10 protein-coding genes are annotated in these 17843 nt (G+C 69.1%); 3 read left to right on the top strand and 7 right to left on the bottom strand.

From position 1 onward, the window contains the following. The first annotated feature begins 7 nt into the window (after nt 1-7). Together CGU35_RS13355 and CGU35_RS13350 are read left to right on the top strand one after the other, a co-directional pair. The gene (locus CGU35_RS13355; protein WP_100812059.1) at nt 8-1468 is read left to right on the top strand and encodes an aldehyde dehydrogenase family protein; all 1461 of its coding nucleotides are present in this window, start codon (nt 8-10) and stop codon (nt 1466-1468) included. A gap of 113 nt (nt 1469-1581) precedes the next feature. Then, complete coding sequence (locus CGU35_RS13350) at nt 1582-2577, top strand: helix-turn-helix domain-containing protein (protein ID WP_100812058.1); 996 nt, start codon at nt 1582-1584, stop codon at nt 2575-2577. A gap of 105 nt (nt 2578-2682) precedes the next feature. On the opposite strand, the gene CGU35_RS13345 is transcribed toward CGU35_RS13350, so the two are convergent. From CGU35_RS13345 to CGU35_RS13315, 7 genes are all read right to left on the bottom strand, one after another. Further along, nucleotides 2683-3369 (bottom strand): ABC transporter ATP-binding protein, encoded by a 687-nt coding sequence (locus CGU35_RS13345; protein WP_232711313.1) that lies wholly within the window; start codon nt 3367-3369, stop codon nt 2683-2685. Then, on the bottom strand, nt 3369-5144 hold the full coding sequence (locus tag CGU35_RS13340; RefSeq protein ID WP_100812056.1) for a branched-chain amino acid ABC transporter ATP-binding protein/permease: 1776 nt from the start codon (nt 5142-5144) through the stop codon (nt 3369-3371). Before CGU35_RS13340 ends, CGU35_RS13345 begins: the two co-directional genes overlap by 1 nt. After that, nucleotides 5131-5994, bottom strand: a complete 864-nt coding sequence (locus CGU35_RS13335) for a branched-chain amino acid ABC transporter permease (protein ID WP_232711312.1) — start codon at nt 5992-5994, stop codon at nt 5131-5133. Before CGU35_RS13335 ends, CGU35_RS13340 begins: the two co-directional genes overlap by 14 nt. 84 nt (nt 5995-6078) lie before the next feature. Beyond that, complete coding sequence (locus tag CGU35_RS13330; RefSeq protein ID WP_198519593.1) at nt 6079-7323, bottom strand: ABC transporter substrate-binding protein; 1245 nt, start codon at nt 7321-7323, stop codon at nt 6079-6081. A gap of 320 nt (nt 7324-7643) precedes the next feature. Beyond that, entirely contained in the window at nt 7644-14180 is a 6537-nt protein-coding gene (locus tag CGU35_RS13325; RefSeq protein WP_100812053.1) for a DUF5979 domain-containing protein, read from the bottom strand. Nucleotides 14181-14603: 423 nt separating this feature from the next. Beyond that, entirely contained in the window at nt 14604-16073 is a 1470-nt protein-coding gene (locus CGU35_RS13320) for an IS1182 family transposase (protein WP_036294992.1), read from the bottom strand. A gap of 51 nt (nt 16074-16124) precedes the next feature. Continuing rightward, nucleotides 16125-16931 (bottom strand): coiled-coil domain-containing protein, encoded by an 807-nt coding sequence (locus CGU35_RS13315; RefSeq protein ID WP_146047973.1) that lies wholly within the window; start codon nt 16929-16931, stop codon nt 16125-16127. A 207-nt stretch (nt 16932-17138) separates the two neighbouring features. Here CGU35_RS13315 and CGU35_RS13310 point away from each other — a divergent pair, with 207 nt between their 5' ends. Beyond that, nucleotides 17139-17573: a hypothetical protein gene (locus CGU35_RS13310; RefSeq protein WP_100812051.1), complete on the top strand. Its 435-nt coding sequence runs from the start codon at nt 17139-17141 to the stop codon at nt 17571-17573. Nucleotides 17574-17843: the final 270 nt, after the last annotated feature.

The raw sequence follows: 17843 nt of genomic DNA, 5'->3' as shown, positions 1-17843 counted from the left end.
ATTCATCATGGGCTTTTTCGACGAGCAGACGTGGTCCGGCCGCATCTACAGCGGCGGCTGGCGAGCGGGCGGCGGCGGATCCGCCGATATCGTGGCCCCGGCGACGGGCCAGGCCATCGGCTCCTACGGAGTGGCGAACGTCGCCGACCTCGACGCGGCGGTCGAGCGCGGGGTGGCGGCGCAGCGCGAGTGGGCGGCGATGTCCTTCGAGGCGAAGGCCGCGATCTTCCGCAAGGCGGGCCGGCTGGTCGAGGAGAACGCCGGAGAGCTCATCTCCTGGCTGACCCGCGAGGCCGGATCGGGCGTCGGCAAGGCGGGCTTCGAGTCGCACCTCGTGGCCGCCGAGTTCTACTCGGCCGCCGCCCTCGTCGAGCAGCCCTACGGTGAGCTGCTGCGCTCGGGCAAGCCGCGCCTCTCCATGGCGCGCCGCGTCCCGGTGGGCGTCGTCGGCGTCATCTCGCCCTTCAACTTCCCCGGCATCCTCTCGGCCCGCTCCGTCGCCCCGGCCCTCGCCGCGGGCAACGCCGTGATCCTGAAGCCCGACCCCCGCACCGCGGTCTCCGGCGGCCTGTTCCTCGCCGCGATCGCGGAGGCGGCGGGCTTCCCCGACGGCCTGTTCCACGTGCTGCCGGGCGGCGCCGAGGTCGGCGCGGCACTCGTCGACCACGACCGGGTGCCCGTCATCTCGTTCACCGGCTCCACCGGCGCCGGCCGCGCGGTCGGCGCGGCGGGCGCGGCGAAGCTCAAGCGGGTGCACCTGGAACTCGGCGGCAACAACGCCCTCATCGTGCTCGACGACGTCGATGTGGCGGCAGCGGCCTCGGCCGGCGCCTGGGGCTCCTTCCTGCACCAGGGCCAGATCTGCATGACCACCGGCCGGCACATCGTCCACGAGTCGATCTACGACGAGTACGTGAGCCTGCTCACCGAGAAGGCGCTGAACATCCCCGTGGGCGACACGGGCGCCTCGGAGGTGCCGCTCGGTCCGATCATCGACGAGCGCCAGCGCGACAAGGTGCACGCGCTCGTCGAGGGCAGCCGCGCCGCGGGGGCCCGCATCACCGCGGGCGGCGAGTACGACGGCCTCTTCTACAAGCCGACCGTCATCGCCGACTCGCAGCCCGACCACCCGGCGTTCAAGGACGAGATCTTCGGCCCCGTCGCGCCCGTGCTGAAGTTCAGCACTATCGAGGAGGCCGTCGAGATCGCGCGGCAGAGCGAGTACGGCCTGTCGCTCGGCATCCTCACCCGCGACGTCATGCGCGGCCTCGCGATCGCCGAGATGATCCCGAGCGGCATCGTGCACATCAACGACCAGACCGTCGACGACGAGTCGGTCGCGCCCTTCGGCGGCGTCGGCGCCTCGGGCACCGGCTCCCGCTTCGGCGGCGCGGCGGCGAACCTCGACGCCTTCACGGAGACCCAGTGGGTCACCGTCCAGGGCGACATCGCGCGCTACCCCTTCTGAGCCCGGCGTCCTCGGCGCTCCCGTTCCCCTGACGAACCCTGGGAGCGGGAGCGCCGAAGCGCATAGACTGTGGTCACGGGACGGTTCGTCCGACTCCCAGGGAGGGGAGACGTATGCCTTCAACGGTAGATCTGCGCGATGCCGCGCTTCCGCCGTCGATCGACGGGGGATCCACCACCAGCATCGACGACTTCACCGAGATGGTCTCGCGCATCTATTCCCCGGTGCGCATCACGGCGGACGACCCCGCCCACTTCCGGGGAGGCATCCGCAGCCGCGTGCTCGGCGAGGTCTACGTCAACGAGGTGCGCAGCTCGCAGCACGAGATCGCCCGCGACGACGCGGAGGTGCGCCTCTTCACGAAGGACCACCGCTTCCTCAAGGTGAGCGTGCTCATGAGCGGCCACGCGAACTCGGTGCAGGGTACGAGCTCGACCGACTTCGAGCCGGGTCAGATGATCATCCACGACAGCGCCCGGCCCTACACCATGTACCTCGACGACGACTTCCACATGGTGTTCCTGCTGATCCCCCGCGACCGCTTCGACCTGCCCGACGCGGCGACCAACGACCTCATCGGCCAGCGCATCGAGGACGGGGCCGGGGTCTCGGGCACCGTGCTGCCCTTCTTCTCCACCCTCGCGAGGAACATCGCCGACCTGAACGGCCCGAGCGCCGTGCGCCTCATGAGCAACACCGTCGACCTCGTGGAGACCATGATGTTCAGCCTCGTGGGCCAGAGTCTCTCCGAGCCGCACCGCACCCGACGGCGCGAGCTGCTCATGCAGATCCAGGCGTTCATCGACTGCCATCTGGACGATCCCGAGCTCGATCCGCAGCAGATCGCCGCCGCGAACTTCATCTCGACCCGCTACCTGCATCGGCTCTTCAGCGACGAGGATCTCACGGTGGCCGGGTATATGCGTCAGGCCCGACTCGTGCGCTGCCGCCGCGACCTCAGCGACCCGCTGCTCGCGCACCTGCCGGTATCGACCATCGCGAGCCGCTGGGGCTTCCTCAACTCCTCTCACTTCTCCCGGCTCTTCCGCCAGGTGGTGGGCATCTCGCCCACCGAGTACCGCTTCAACGCGATGGTCTCCGCGGCCTGAGCCGAGGCCGATCCCGGTTCCGGCCGGGCTCGTCCGTCGGATCCGCCGGACCGCGCAAAAGGGGCCGCCGCGCATCAGCGCGACGACCCCTCCGCCGTGAGACGATCAGCCCATGTAGGCGTCGTGCAGCTTCGTCTCGTCGTCGAGCAGCACCTTCGGCTCACCGTGGTACGCGACCTTGCCGTTCGAGATCACGAGCGCGTCGCTCGAGATGCCGAGTGCCAGGTGGGCGAACTGCTCGACGAGCAGAATGCCCACGCCCGTCGCGGCGACCTGTTCGAGCACGGGCAGCAGGCGCATCAAGACCACCGGTGCGAGGCCCAGCGACATCTCGTCGATCAGCAGGTACTTCGGATCCGTCGCGAGCGCGCGACCGAGCACGACCATCTGCTGCTCGCCGCCGGAGAGCAGGGCCGTCTGCGCCGAGATGCGCTTCTCGAGCTCAGGGAAGTAGGTGAGGATCTGCGCGAACCGCTCCTTGTCCCGGCTGGCGAGCTCGATGTTCTCGCGCACCGTGAGGCTCGGGAAGATGGCTCGTCCCTGCTGCACGTGCACGATGCCGGCCCTCGAGCGCTGACGGCGGTTCATCCGGTGGATGTCCTTGCCGTCGACCTCGATCGAGCCGGTGTAGCTGCGCACCAGGCCCGAGATCGCCTCGAGCAGGCTCGTCTTGCCCGCGCCGTTGGGGCCCACGACCGTGGTGATCTGACCGGGCTGCAGCTCGAGGCTCACCCCGCTGACGACCGGGCCGATGCCGCGGTTGACCGTGACGTCTGAAAGAACGAGGCTCATCACTCCACCCTCTCTCCCATGTAGGCCTTGAGCACCTCGGGGTTGCGAAGCACCTCTTCCTGGTCGCCGGAGGCCAGGACGCCGCCGAAGTTGAGCACGACCAGCTTCGAGCAGACGCTGCGCACCAGATCGAGATCGTGCTCGATCAGCAGCACCGAGATCCCGTACTTCTGGGGGATCTTGCGCAGCTGGTTACCGAACACGATGTGCTCCTCGTGCGACAGGCCGGCAGCGGGCTCGTCGAGCAGCAGCACCAGCGGCTTCGACGCCACGTTCGCGGCGACCTCGACGATGCGGCGGGAGCCCACGTCGACCACCCGCAGAGGGGTGTGCGCCGGGGGGCAGCCGAAGTACTCGAGGATCTCGTCGATCTCGGCGTTCGTCGACTTGCCCTGCGACATGAGCCGCAGGTACTGGCCGACCGTCATCGAGGTCGGCACGCGATCCTGCTGGAAGGTGCGACGGATGCCGGCGTGCGCACGGCGGTCGGGGGCGAGCCCGTCGACCGGCTGGCCGTCGAGCACGATCGACCCCTCGTAGCCCGAGATGAAGCCCGTGATCGTGTCGATCATGGTCGACTTGCCGGCGCCGTTCGGACCGATGAGACCCACCACCTCGCGGTCGAAGACCGTCAGGCTCACGTGATCGAGCGCGCGCAACTCGCCGAAGACGACGCTGACGTCCTTCACTTCGAGCAGCGGCTTGCCCGTGGTCGTGAAGACCGCGCTGGTCTGTTCCAGATCGACCTCTTCGAGATGCGCGGAAACCGGTTCGACCTTCTCCCCGCGGCGTCTGAGCTTTCTGAGCCCCGATCTGATCTGGTCGCCCATCGTGGTGTTGGTGGTGAGCGCCTGCACACCCAGGATGCCGAAGATGATGTTCGCCCACTCCAGGGGAAGGCCGAACTGCTTCAGGATCTCGGGGATGAAGACGAACAGGCACGCGCCCACGAACGCCATGTCGATGTAGTGGGCGCCGACCACGATGCAGAGCACGTAGAGGCCGAGCGATCCGGCAGTGGCGAAGGAGATGTAGTTCACCTGGCCGATCTGCCCCACGGTGAGACCGCCGGCGAGACCGCCGATGAAGGCGCTCGCCGCGAAGGCGCTGAGCTTCGCGTTGCGCACCTTCGTGCCGGCCGCCGCGGTGCCGCGCTCGGAGAAGGCGACGAAGCGCCACATGGCGCCGAAGCGGCCCTTGCCCACCTGGAAGACGACCGCCGCGATGACGATGACCACGATCGCCGTGAAGAGGAAGTAGATCCGGTCGCCCTCCACCGTGTTCGAGATGCCGAAGGGGCGGGGCACCCGCTGGTTGACCCAGGCGTCGGGGAAGAAGACCTTCTGCAGCGTCATGTCCGCCGCCGCCGCGACGCCCAGGGTGATCACCGCGAGGTTCACGCCGCGCAGTCGGAGCGCCGGCAGGCCGACGATGAGGCCGACGATCGCGGCGGCGACCGCGCCGATCAGCATGCAGACGATGAACGAGACGCCCCCGAAGATCGTGCCGAGCGGGGTGCGGAAGATCAGCAGCTCCATCACCCAGGCGCCGATCGCGGCGAAGGTGAGCTGCGAGAGCGCGATCATGCCCGCGCTGCCGGTAACGATGCCGAGGCCCATCAGCGAGACCATGGTCACCAGCACCGTCGTTGAGATGAACACGAAGTAGCTGGGCAGGCCGAAGGTCACGGCGACCGCGACGACGACGGCCGCGGCGACCATGATCCAGAATCGTGTGCGCTGACGGCGCGCGATGGCGGTGCTAGCGAGCGACATCCCACACCTCCTTCCGTTCGGTCCAGAGCAGGAACACGACGATCACCAGGATCGGTACCCAGTCCTTGAGCAGCACGAGGGCGGGGAAGGCCGTGAGCAGCCCCTGCAGTGCACCGACGCCCAGGCCGCCGATGATCGCGAGGTCGAGACGCCTGAAGGCGCCGACCAGCGCGGCGGCCGCGCTGGGGATGAAGATGGTGATCATCGAGCTGGCGTCGGACGCCTGGATGTTCGCGACGACCGCGATGCCGAAGCCGGCGATGAGGCCGGTGACCGCCCAGACGCCGAGCTGCAGGCCCATCACGTTGATGCCCATGAGCTCGGCGGCATCCTGTCGGTCGGACACGGCGCGCAGGCGCGTGCCGACCATGGTGTAGCGGAGCACGAGCTTGGTGCCGACCGCGACGACGATCGCGGCGATGGTCGTGACGACCGCCAGCTGCGAGATGTTGATCCAGTCGGTCTGGATGAGCGGCCCCTTGAAGGGGGGCAGCACCGGCTGGGCCCGCGTGCCGAAGAGCAGGTTCGACAGCGAGTAGAGGCCGAGCAGGATGGCGACGGTGGCGGCCGAGCGGGCGCCCACCGAGGCATCGCCGAGCCACTTGGCGACGATGAAGCCGATCAGGACCGACAGCAGCATCGCCACGATCATGCCGACCACGAGCGAGCCCCAGGGCTGCATGTCCTTCGGCACGATGCGAATCGCCATGAACGCGGCGAAGACGCCGACCGCGACCTGCGAGAAGTTCACGACCTTGCCGAGCCGGGACATGATGGTGAGCAGGACCCCGAACAGCGCGAACGTGCCGCCTGCCGTGAGCCCCGCCGTCATTGCGAGCAGTGGGTTCATTGTGCTCCCTTGGAGGAATAGGACGAAGATTCCGGGTGCCGGGCGACCATGAAGGCCGCCCGGCACCCGGAACCTCTCAGCCGATCAGCTGCTAGGGACGGTGGTGTTCACCCAGCCGTTGTCGGTGCCGATGAACCACGGGCCGAGCGAGGTCCACTCGCCGCTGTTCGCCTCGATGACCAGCGGCCACGCGGCGGCGTTCGCCTGGTGCGAATCGCCGGGACCGAACATCCACTTGTCACCGGTCATGCCGCCGGTGTCGAAGCCCTCGGTCATGCCCTTGGCCGCCTCGGTGAACGCCTCGCGGGTGATCTCGGCGTCGGGGTCCATCTCGTTCTCCAGGATGTGGATGAACGCCTTGGCCGCCAGGTAGCCGCCCTGCGCGAAGGAGGTCAGACCGATGTTGTTCTTCTCCATCAGCGCACGCCAGTCGTCGTTCGAGGGATCCTCCGGATCGCTCCACGGCGAGAACATGGACGGCACGTGCACGTCGCCGGCGTAGACGAGCGTGTCGACGAACTCCTGGGAGTAGGTCGAGGTCAGCGCCAGCACGGGCAGGTCGATGCCCTGGTTGGTCGCCTCGGAGAGGAACTGGCTGGCCACCGCGTCCCCCCCGGTGATCAAGATGGAGTCGCACTTGTCCTTGTTGATCTGCGCGACGTTGCCGGCGAAGCTCGACTGGCCGCGAACGAGCGAGTCGTCCCACAGGGCCAGCTCCTTGCCGGTCTCGTCCGACCAGGCATCCCGAGCCTGCTCGGACGCGGCGCGGCCGGCGGCATCGTCCGAAACGGTGAAGAAGCAGATCTTCTCGAAGCCGAGCGTCTCGCTGCCGTTCCAGAGCGAGGCGAACATGTTGAAGTAGGGGCCCGTGTCCACCGGAGCGATGTTCGGCGTCGCGAAGCAGAACGGATCGACGCCCACGCCCTGGATGGAGACGATGTTGTTGTCGACCCAGGTCTTGTTGTTGACCGAGCAGTCGAGCATCGACGAGCTGCCGACGAGCGCGACGGCGCCGCTGTTGAGCGCGTCGCGCGCCGCGGTCGAGGAGGCGGCCGGATCGGCCTTGTCGTCGAAGGTGTCGAGCTCGATCGGACGGCCGTTGAAGCCGCCGTTCGCGTTGTACTCGTCGAACACGGCCTGCGCGGCCGGAGGCGCCTCGGGGAAGTACAGCATCGAGGCCAGTGCGGCGACCTTGATGGGCTCACCCGTGGCCGCGTCGCCACCGCCCGTGTCGCCACCGCCGCCGTTGCCTCCACCCGAGCAACCGGCGAGGACCAGGGCGGCAGCCGCGACCGGCACCACCAGAGCCTTCATGTGAAGCTTCTTCATCATGCTCCTTTCAACATCATTGTTTTCGGAGGCCACCGGCGCCACCGCGAGCTTGAGGCCGTGCGAAAGTGCCGGGGTGTTCCGCTTTCACGGTACAAGTATCGTAGCGCGCATCTTTGCTACACAGTGAAGACGTTGTTGACTGTCAGCGCACCAAGCGATCCGGGGCCTGAAAAAACGGCGTGTTTTCAATGATCTCGTGACCGTATCGTTAGCTTTCCGCGGCGTTCGGGGAGCAGCGAACAGGTCTCGGCGAGCGGCGAACGGCAGTGGGGCCCGGGTCGTCGCGACGACCCGGGCCCCACTGCGATCGCGAGCGATCAGTCGGCCCGGCTCCTGCGGCGGCGACTGATCACGAGACCGGCCCCGCCGAGGCCGAGCAGCACGATCGCCGCGATGACGATCCCCGCGATGCCGGCCCCGCCCGTCTTCTCGAGATCCTCCGGGGGGACTCCCTCGAAGACGTTGGAGACGAGCGCGTGCGCGCCTTCGGCGGTGATGACGATGCCGACTCGGCTCGCGCCCTCCGACTCCTCGCCGCCCACGGTGACGGTGGTCGACTCGGCGCCGCGCGTCGAGGTCTCGGTCAGGGTGCACTCGGCGCCCTCGGGCAGCTCGGTCTCCCGATGCTGCTCGCCGGCCCGCATCTCGAAGCCGCGGCGGATCTCGTCGTCCATTCCGTTCGCGAGGCACACGAGCTCGAACTCGAAGACCGCGCTCCGCTGCTCCTCGCGCACCGCGTGCTCGTTGCTGCTGAGCACCGCCTTCTCGACGATCAGCTCGCCGAGCGTGTAGGTGTTCCGCAGCTGGAGGTGAGCCGCTCCCCCGCCGCTCTCGCGGATGAGGATCTCGGCCGAGAGGCCGTCGGTCGCGGGCATCACGCCGGGAGCGGGCTCGATGGAGCGGCCGCTCTCGCCGTGGGCGCCGACCTCGCCGGACTCCCGGGCGATGCAGTCCGCACCGATCGGGATGCCCGAGATCCGAACCGCGGTGCCGTCGCCCGGCACCAGCACGGTCGAGGAGTCGCCCAGGTCGAGCGGCACGCGCTCGGGGTCGGCGACGCCGCTCGGCACGGTGCAGGCGAGCTCCACGGGGAAGAGCTCGGGCGCGTTGCCGGCCCCCTCTCCCAGGACCTCCTTCGAGATCTCCAGCGAGCCGGTCTTCACCGTCACGCCGGCGCGCTGGGGCGCGGCGGGCAGGTTGACGCGGTTGCCGACGGTGTCCCAGGCGATGACGCCGTTCTGGTTCCAGGCGAACTGGGGCGTGGCGAACTGCTCGAGGGTCGGCTGCAGGCCCTCGGGCGCGTTCTGCACGACGCGGTTCACCGTCTCGAACTCGACCACGACGTTGCCGGCCGGCTGCAGCGGCTCGCTCGACATGTCGACGTTGACGCGGAAGCCCGCGATGTCGGCGATGTCGCCCGTGTAGCCGGCGAGCGGCACCCACACGTTCGCCGGGTTGGCGACGGCGTCGGAGCACTCGGGATCGGACACCCAGAGCGAGCTGCCCGGGGTGGGTCCCACGCAGGCCTGCGGGTTGGTGGTGACGTCGATGGTGTACGTCGCTCCGGCGGGCAGGCCGGAGAGGGTGAAGACGTCCGCCGGCGAGGTGCCGGCGAGCACCGGTCGGAAGGTGGAGGTGCGCGGCGCGCCTCCGGCGAGCATCTGGTCGCCCGGGCCCGGCATCATGTCGACGATGGTCATCCTCGACAGGGCGTTGGTGCCCGAGTTGATGTGCTCCAGCTTCCAGGTGTCCGTCGCGCCGACAGCGGTGTACGAGGCGCATGGGTTGCGCGTGTAGTCGCTGCCGATGGGCAGGTAGTTGCCGGGGGCGCACTCGGCACCCGTGCGCACGTCGAGCGCGCCGCTGACGAGGTGCTCGCCGAGCGTCTCGGCTGGCTCGCCGTTCACCGTCTTCACGGCGCCGATCACGGTGCCGGCGCGGGGCTGCACGAAGTTGGTGTTCGAGCACTCGCCCTCCTCGCCGGGCTGCCGCGGATCCTGACCGAAATCGGTCGGCTGCGTGCAGGTGGCGAGCGGCACGCCCGTCTCGACGACGACCTCGTTGGTCGCGCGCTCGCCCGTGGGCAGCGGCTGCAGGATGAGGCCGAGACCGATCGTCATGGTCTCGCCGGGCTCCATGCGGGAGCCGGCCGGCCACTCGAAGACGAGGTCCCGCCCATCGGTCGAGATGCTCACCCCGATCTCGGCGGGGTCGGCGGTCAGCCCGCTGACGCCGCTCGCACCGGGCGTGCTCGTGAAGGTCGGCTGCTCGCCGTCCCAGTTCAGCGTCTCCGGCATCGCGTCGGTGACCCGCGTGATCGGCAGGTAGCTGGTGCCGGTGTTGGTGAACTCCAGGCTCCAGGGCAGGCTCACGAGCGGATCGACCTGGTGCGTGCCCGTGTCGTTCGGCGCGCGCTTCACGACGCGGATCGCGTTCGTGCCGTCGGAGAAGTCGACCTCGGCGTCGGCGGCGTCCTCGGCGAGCGGCAGGTTCGGATTGACCGCCTCCGCGCGGCCGGTGTTCTCCTCGCTGTCGTCTCCCCAGTCGACCGCGACATCGTCGCGCAGCTGCACCGTGAAGGGCAGCGTCGCGGTGCCCCAGGAGGCGCTCCACGAGGCGGCGCCCGCCGGGAAGAGCCCGTTGCCGGTCGTCCGCGAGAAGGTCACCGCCACGCCCTCGATGTCTGCGAGGTCGCCGATGTATCCCTCGAACGGCACCCAGTCGCCACCGACGAGGATCTCGAACGCCGCCGCGTCGGCATCCGTCGGATGGGTCGGGGAGCCGAAGGAGACGAACCGGAAGCGATCCCAGAAGCCCGCCGTGTCGTCCTCGATGCGCAGCGTGCTGAGCGGCGCGGTCGAGCCGTCCGGGTCGGCCGTCAGCCGCACGTTCACCGGGGCGTCGGGATCGGTCTCGGTGATCGTCCGATCGCTCGTGCCGCCGTGATCCACCGCGATCTGCTTCTGCAGGTTCACGGAGATCTGCGCGCTGGTGAGCTCGACCACGGCATCGCCGGTGTCGGTCGGCATGTTGTCCGGGTTCACCACCGCGTCCCAGCCGCGCGAGATCGCCTCGTTCGGCACGCTGACGGAGCTGCCCAGGGTGCCGCCCTCGACGGGGTCCCCGCTCAGACGCTCGGTCTGGCGCAGCTGCACGTCGAGATGCACGACGAGGTTGTCGCCGGTGACGATGCGGTTGCCGTTGCGCGCGGGGTCGGTGCCGGAGTAGGTCACGGCGACGCCGATCGCGTCCGGCAGCGCCGCGACGAACGCCGCATCGGCGTCCCTCGCCTGCTGCAGGGTGAAGACCTGGGTCGTGCCGGTCGCGGTGCCGTCGTAGAGCCACAGCTCCACCGTGCTCTCGGCGGCGTCGATGTAGGCCGGCAGCGCCTCGAAGGAGACTCCCGTCAGGTTGAAGCGGTCGAAGTGGTTGCCGTCGGGCCCCGCGACCTCGGCCGCGAAGTCACGGCCTTCGAAGGGACTGCGATCCATGTCGAAGTCCGGAGCGGGGCTCAGCTGGTGCGTCGAGGTGTCGGTCACCCGGATCTTGCCGAGCTTCATCGCGCCTCGGGAGCCGGCCGGCATCGTCGACGAGTTGTAGGTCGTCAGCGTGTAGCGGGCCCGCGGGTAGTCCTCCTGGGCGAGCTCGCCCGGATTCGGGGCGACCATCTCGATGCTGCCGGCGGCGGGCGCCGCCGCATCGAGCGGGAGCGGGCGCACCTGCTTCGTGAGCGCGACGTTGGCGATGCCGTCGAGCAGCTGGATCGTGTCGTTCGCGGTCTCCGTCGCCGGGGCGCCGTCCTCGGGGGTCGCGGTGATGCCGAAGACGTTGTCGATGCAGCCCGCGGTGCCGCAGTTGAAGGTCGTGCCGCTCTCCTTCACCCACTTCACGGGATCGCTCGCGGGCCGCGCGGTCTCGCGCAGCTGCCAGTCCAGCCGGAAGGAACGGGTCTCGGCGGAGGCGGCGATGCCGCTGCCCACCGCCGGGGCGGTCAGGTCGCCGGCGTCGGCCGCCGCCTGCCGGGCCGCGGTGTTCTCCGCGAGCACCAGGCGCACGCCCAGGGTGCTCTGCTGCTGCGTCGCCGTCAGCGCATGGCCCGCGAAGCCGTCAGCGTTCATCCAGCCGCCCGCGGGGGCGGTCACCGAGGTCCAGCTCGCGCCGTCCCAGAGCTGGACGTCGGTCACGACGTCCCAGCGCAGCATGGGATCGACCGTGTTGTTCGAGCCGCCGGCCGCGAAGCGGATCGGGCGGATCTGCGTCAGGTTGAAGGCCTCGAAGACGGTGCCCGCACCCGTCGCCGTCGGAACGGCGGGATCCTGCAGCTGCACGGTCGCGTAGCCGCTCCGGGTCACGGCCCACTCCTGGATGGTCCAGGAGGAGGCGCCCGACTGCGAGACGAGCGAGTTGTGCGCCCAGTCCTTGTGCACCCACAGGCCGCCCGGGCCGGGACCGGTGCCGCCTTCGGTGCCGCGGATCCCGACGCTCTCGCGGTCGTCGTCCTCGCCGGTGACGACGCGGTCGTCGAGCCGGCCCTCGGCCTCGGCCGTGGCGACGTTCTCGTAGCGCACGGGGGTGTCGAAGGTGCCGCCGGTGGGCGCGCCGTCGCTGCGCAGCGCGCTGCGCGCGGTGAAGGCGATGTTCGGCTTCACGTAGCTGATCTGGGAGAAGCCGGCCGCGTTGGTGTAGACGAAGCGCAGGCCGGTGGCGCCGGCCGGCACCGCGATCGGGGTGTTCTCGTCCGGGTTGTCCGCGAGCGTCGTCCAGGTGACGCCGTCGGCTCCGAGCACCTCGATGCGCAGATCGGCCTGGACGACGGGGTCGTCGCCGTTCACCGGGCGGCTGATCGGGGGCAGGATCTCGGCCGCGTCGAAGGCGTCCCAGAAGGTGCCGGCCCCGCCGAAGACGTCCTCCACCACGATCTCGGTCGGCTTCGTGCGCCCGCCCGAGGTCTGCACGCGGGTGTCGAGCTGCACGACCACGCCCTGGCCGGGCAGCACCGTTCCCGGCCCGACCCGCTTGTCGATCGCCACGTCGATGCTGGGGGCGACCAGCGAGAGGTTCGCTCCCGCATTGTCCGTGTCGTCGTCGAGCCCGGTCTTCTCACCGGTCACGTCGATCGTGTTGCGGAAGGGGCCCGCCGTGCCGCCCGCGGCGACGAAGTCCTCGTCGGAGCTCGTGGCCAGCAGGTACCGGACCTCGCTGAAGGCGCCCGGCTCGATCGCGCCGACGAAGGCGAGCTCGAAGCCGGTGACGTCCGCGGGCGCCGCCGGCAGCGGATCGCCGGCCGCCACCGTGACGACCGTCGGGCCTCCGGGGTGCTGCCAGGTGAGCTCGGCGCTCGTCGCACCCGCGGGCCAGATCGCGGCCGGATCGCCGGCTGCGAAGCCCGCGAAGGAGAGCTCGTCGCCGAAGAAGCGGCTGTCGGATCCGGCGCCGGGCTCGGCGATGACGAGGCGGTCGAGGGTGGTGCTCTGCGGCACGCCGGCGTTGATCGCGCGCAGCACGACGCCCACCGTGTCGCCGGCGGTCACCCCGGTGAGGTTCGTGGTCTCGGAGCCGTCCGGAAGGGTGTGGAAGCGCTTCTGCGCCGAGACGTCGATGCGCTGCGGCCCGACCGCGAAGGGCGCCTCGGCGTCCTTCGAGACGGACGGCTGATCCGGCACCTCGACGGTCGCGCGCACGTCGTTCGAGATCGTGTAGCCCGCGGAGATCCCGGCGCCGGTCGAGCGGTGGGTCGCCCGCTGCAGGGCCGCGAAGCCCTGCGAGACCGAGGCGCCCGGGGGGACCGAGCCGGTGTAGCCGAGGCGCACACCGGCGATGTCTGCGTTGTCGAGCCCGCTGTTCCAAGCGGTCCAGTTCCAGCTCGCGCCGTCGAAGTGGTAGACCTCGACCGAGGCCGCGGTCGCGCCCGCGGGAAGGTTCGTCGTCGGGTCGCCGGCGAAGCCCGCGAAGTCGACGTAGTTGAAGGGGTTGGCGTCCGCGAGCGAGGTCGCGCCGTCCGGCGCGAGAGCGGGGTCGGCCGGATCCTGCAGCCGCAGCGCGCTCGCGGGCACGTTCGAGGCCTGCGTGGCGCCGATGGTCAGATTCGAGACCGCGCCGGGCTGATAGCCCTGCGAGGCGGGGGTCCAGGTCTTCGTCGGCGTCACGTCCACCGCGACGGGGTTGTCGACCGAGATGATCGCGGTGTCGGAGACGCTGAGCGGAGTGAGGCCGGCCATCGCGGAGAAGGTCGCCCGGTTGACGAGGTCGGTGCGCAGGATCGGATCGTTCGGCGAGAGGTCGCTCGGAACGGTGAGCACGTACTCGAGCACGCCCGTGTGGCGAGTCGACATGCCGAGCCCGCTGTCGTTGCCGGTGCCCGCCTGAACGGGGAGCGCGACGCCGACCGTGATGGTGAGGTCCTCGGAGCCGGATCCCAGCGTGCCGGACGCCGGAACCGCGGTCGACGGCCCGGCGGCGATGCCGGGCAGATCGAGGGTGATGCCCGTCGGCGATCCGCCGACGACCGCGGTGAGCTCGCTGATCCGCCATCCGGCGAACGCGGCGGGGAGCTCGTCGACGACGCGCACGGGCGCGTCCGCGTCCTCGTCGTTCACCCGGAACTCGACGCGGTAGACGACGGAGTCGCCGGGCCGCAGGTCGCGCTTGGCCTCCTGGCCGTCGACGGTCTTCACGAGCAGCAGCGATGCGCCCTCCATCGCGGAGGCGGAGACGATCCCGCTTCCGCTCGCGATCATCGCGGTTCCGAAGAGCAGCGCGGCGAGCCCGCCTGCCACCCACTTGCCGAAACCGCGCGCGACGCGCGCCGAGCGGCTTCCGCCCCGGTCTCGAATCACTCCCGAACGCAGTGCCATTCCCCGTTTCCTCCCCAGGATGCGGGCCCGACCTCGCGAGATCGGACCCTGAAATCTGTACCCGACTCCCGCACCGGGGTACTCCTTGGGGGGACTCAGTGCAGGAGTCGGGCACGCATAACACGGGGAAACGCCCGAATCGTGACGCGCGTTTGCGGAGATTTCTCGAAAAAACTTCGAGAGCACGCCCGAACGGCCGCGAGACGGGCCCCGATGTGCGGCAATCGGGGAAGTAATCGATACTAGGTGCGCGGGTCAGAATCGGGTGGCGTGGCGCGCGGCGTTGACTCTGGCATCGCGCGCTGACGGTCGCGAACGGGAACGGGCGGGCCGTTGCGGTGTGAGAGCGTGCGGGATCGCACGGCGAGGGGCTCGTGGCGACTGTCGGTGCGTGCTGTGACGCCCAGGGACCCCTGGGGAGGCCTATGCGGGCGCCAGCCCGGCGGCTGTAGCGACGCGGAGCTTGCGGAGGTTGTGGCAGATCGTGTGGAGTAGCCATTCGCCTTGGGCGCCGGCGAGTCCGCGTAGCCGGAGCTGTCCGGCGTTTTGCCGGGTCTTCATCTGCCCGAACGCGGGTTCAACGATGGCTTTGCGGCGCGCGTAGTCGGTGCGGCCCTGCTCGGTGCGCAGCGCGTGCGCCATCCGCTCCCGCCGGCTCGCGTCCTCTGGGGCCGGGTCCGGGGCGCCGGCGGTAGGGAAGCTCTCGCCGTGACGTTGCCGTCCCGTCGCGATCAACACCTGTGCGTCCAGATCGTCGGCGGCTTCGAGGTTGGCTTCCGAGCAGTAGCCCGCGTCAGCGAGGACGACCTCTGGGGAACGCTCGATTCCTGCCGCGTCGAGGTTCCGTAGGGTCTGCTCGGCCATCGGGACGAACTGCTGGATATCGGTGGCCTGCTGGGTGACCTCGGCGCTCAACACGATCTGGTGGCCCTCATCGACAACGGCCTGCGCGTTGAACGCGTAATCGAAGCCGCGGACCGTCTTCATCATCCGCGCCTCAGGATCGGTGAAATTGCGTTGCGCTTTCGGCTTCGGCGCCGCCGTGTCCACCGCAGTCGCGACGGCCGCGTCGGCCTGCTCAGGGGGCTGACCGGCGGCGTCGGCCTTCTTCCGCGCCACGGCTGCCGCCTTCTCGGCGGCGTCGGCCTCGATCGCGTCCTTCGCGGCACGTAGTTTTGCCAGGCGCCCCTCACGGCGGGCCAGCTCCGGGGCGACCTCGTCCCCGCGCCGGTCCTGGCCGAACTGCTGATCCTCGGCCTCATCGACCGCCTCCGCCTCGGCGAGCAGCGCAGCGACCTCGGCTTGGAGCTGATCGATCTTCGGCACGATCCGGTCATAGCTCATCGCCTTATGCCGCGACGCGTTCGCAGCCAGCTTCGTGCCATCCAGCGCGACCCGCCCCAACCGCACCAGCCCCGCCTCCGCGCAGACCCGCAGCACCTGCAGGAACAACCCCGGCAGGGCATCCAGGTGACGCCGACGAAACCGGGCCAGCGACCGGTAGTCGGGCGCCTGGTTGCCCGACAGCCACCGGAAGGCGATATCGCGCTTGCAGCGCCGCTCCAACTCACGAGACGAGGTCACGCCCGTCGCGTACGCGAACAGCAGCAGCTTCAACATCATCCGCGGGTCATACGGAGGCGCACCCGAGGCGGACGCGTACGACGCGTAGACCGGCGTCAGATCCAAGAGCTCTTCGACGACCTCGGAGATGAACCGGGCCTCATCATCCTCGTCCAGCCAGTCATCCAGACTCGGCGGGAGCAGGAAACACTGCCCCTGGTCATACCCACGGAACGTCTTGCCCGCACCCGCCGGTGCAGCCGATCCCGGCGCCCGCGCCTCACCCGGCTCGACCTCGAACAGACCCTCCAGGCTGGCAGTCACCGTCATGAATCGATTCTCCCAGCACCCCGCGCTATCCACCGGATTCACCCCGGCGCGTTAACGGAAGGATCTGACCCACGCACCTAGGACGACCAAGTTGGTGGATTGTTCATCGAGAGCCTGCTGAGCCGCGTCGGCTGCTGCCTGCGACTCTTCCATTCGCTGCGAAGCGAGCTGCTTGAGTCGATCGCGTTCGTCTCGCGCGACCGCGGCTTGATCGCTGAGCGACTGTGCCGCCCCGCGCGCGACGGTGGCATCAGCGAACGCATCGCGGTTTCGCTGCAGAAGTTTGTCAGCCCTGCCCAACCTGCTCAGCAGCTGGTCGGCGTCACCGGCATCGGAAAAGAACAATCGCAACGACGTGTCGTCGCCACCCGATCGATACATCTCCGCTGCAACGCGGCCCGCTCGTTCCGAGGCAGTCGCTGCGACGGCGGCCTGGGCATCGGCCTGGGACTGGAACTCATCCGCCCGCGCAACAGCAGCAAAGTACTCCTCCTCCGCGACGAAGAATTCTTGAGACGCTTCCTCTGCTGCTGCCTGCGTCCGTATGACGTTGGCGTTCAGTGTTGCGATGAACCCTTGAATGCGCGAGATCTCGGTGGCTTTCGCGGCTTCATTGTCGCGGGCGCGCTGCACATCGTCCCAGGACGGATACGTGGCAGCGAAGGCCGGAGCAGCCACCCCGAGCGACGCCGCGGCGAGCAGCCCGAGCGCGCCGATGCGCACGAAGCCCCGCCGCCCCAATGTGTGTCTGACGCCCGCATCGCGTCGCGGTCCTTCAAGTTTGCGTAGTTCTTCTGCGGATGGTGCACACCCGCAGTCGACAGCGGGAAGCGCCACCGGCGGAAGGTAGCGGGACATTGGACTCCTCGTGCGACGGGTGACGATAGCGGGAAACGTTCGCTACCCTTACACCGATCATCCAGCGCGCTTGTCCAGACACGCCGAGCAACTGCAGTTGGCGATACCTACCAGGTGTGGTTCACAGGAAAGTCTCGGATGCAGATCTTGTACTCTGTCCTGACGTCATCACGATCACGTAACGAGCCCTGCGGCAGGAAGGCGCGAGTGAACATTCTTCGCGACGGCACACGCACGCAGGGCGCGACCCTCTGGCTCGTCACGCTCGTGTCGCTCTTCGTGCTCGCCCTTCTGGCGATGCATGCAGGGGGCGAGGGCGAGCACAACGTCGCAGGCTCGTCGGAAGTGTCCCTTTCGCAGAGCATTATGGAGAACCCGATATTGTCCTCCGCATCGGACGGTTCTTCTTCCGTTGCTGAACCCTGCGATTCAAATTGCTCATCCCACATGGGTGACCTGTTTGCGTGCATGGTTGTCGCGGTCTGCGCGTTCGTCGCTGCCTTAGGCCTCGGGCTCGCACGGGCGTCGCGGCGATTCTGGCTGTCGACACGTCTGGTTCCCCCTTTAGGGACGGGTTTCCGTGCGCGGGTACTCCTTCACAGCGCACCAGATCTTCACGTCCTCTCGATCAGTCGGACCTGAGCACACCCGTTTTCCTCACGGTGCTCGTTACCGCCCCACGCCGCGTATTTTTAGGCGGCGTGGCGGCGTGAGTCAAGACCGGTCTGCCTCATGATCCGCGACCGCGTCACGAGTGATCCGCTACCTGGATCCTCGCGCTTTTCTTCCGCGCCGGTGCGCGCGACATCGTCTCCTCCCGGAATGCACAATGCCCTCATCCTCAGACCCGTCCATGCCCGCTACCTCGCCGACCCGCCGAAGCATCAGGGAGAGCGGAAAGGAGCGCCTGAC

It is taken from the genome of Microbacterium sp. BR1 (assembly GCF_002812725.1).
Classification (GTDB): Bacteria; Actinomycetota; Actinomycetes; order Actinomycetales; family Microbacteriaceae; genus Microbacterium.
The sequence above is the reverse complement of the archived record's forward strand: the minus strand, read 5'-3'. Positions and strand labels throughout refer to the sequence as shown.